This is a genomic window from Gammaproteobacteria bacterium (assembly GCA_003696665.1).
Lineage (GTDB): Bacteria > Pseudomonadota > Gammaproteobacteria > Enterobacterales.
In genome coordinates, this window is the sequence record RFGJ01000279.1 from 1 (window position 1) to 1,169 (window position 1,169).

The 1,169-nt window shown below is 50.6% G+C and carries 1 protein-coding gene; it reads right to left on the reverse strand.

The features are described from left to right. Nucleotides 1-1,169, reverse strand: a 1,169-nt coding sequence (locus D6694_07730) for a hypothetical protein (GenBank protein ID RMH42682.1), incomplete at both ends; no start/stop codon positions are given.

Genomic DNA, 1,169 nt, shown 5'->3' on the forward strand with positions numbered 1-1,169 from the left:
ACCTGACTGATGTAACGGATAATGCCAGAGCCGCGCGTGCCTACAAGGTTGACTACATTGACAAGAGGAGGCACAGCAAGGTTGAATTGGTTGCCCTGATCCTGGAAGGCAGGATCACTGAAATCAATGTCCATCGCACCATAATTGACCTGCACCTGCCCTCGCCCAATCTCGTACCACTTGTTCACTGCAACAGGATCATTGACAAGCGTCAGGTAGCCGCCAGGAAGCACAGCGTACCAGTCCTCACCGTTGAGCAGACTGATGTATGGACTGTTCTGTATGCGGATTTTGCCTGGCGACTCATTGAGGAGTGTGATAACCGTGCCTCCAGGAAACAACTCCGCAGCATCGTTGTTGGCGGAACCACCAGCAGTCACATTGATGCTCTGTATCGTGCGTGGCGTGGAGGACCGCAACTTGAAGATGTTGCCCATCACAGGCAAGTACAACCTTGTCGTGTTGGTAGAGTCAACAGATTCTGGCGCATTGACGTCAACCGAAATGACAGATTGTGAGACAGGGCCTGAAAACAGACCGCCTGTGGAGGGCACATAGCCTGCCTGATCAAAAGGTATCTGATCCCCCCAATAAAATACAGGCGCTGCTACAAGGATGTCCACCGTGTCCGAATTGAGCGCTGGATCGTTGAACAAGGTCAGGTAAACGAGAAAGACACTGTTGTCCTGGTAGTTCTGGAATACGCCTCCTACGTAATTCCATTTTCCAGATATGTACGGGAACTCGCTACCTACCGTCCTGTTCGTTCCGCCTGGATTGCTTGTGTAAATCCATTGGGCCGCATTTTCTGCGTCACTAAATACCCAGGCACCAACCGTAAAGAACTCACCATGGTGGTACTTCCAGTCCTCAAACGGCTGCTGAAACAGACGTATCTTCTTGCCTGGCGGAATGCGAAAGCGGATCACATTGAACTCTGGAGGGATGCGACCCGTAGTGTCCTGAAAGTATTCGACAGGAATAGTGTCACCTGTGTAGGTTGTGTACAAGCTGCTACTGAAATCAGCCAAACCAATCTGAAAGCCTGGTAGCTCATACCTGTTGCTGTCGTTAACAGCAAGGCCACTCAAAGCCGTATTGATGAACCGGTTGGAACTGATTGCATTAGGGTATGCATTCTTTGGACTCCGCGTCTTCACAATGTTGGC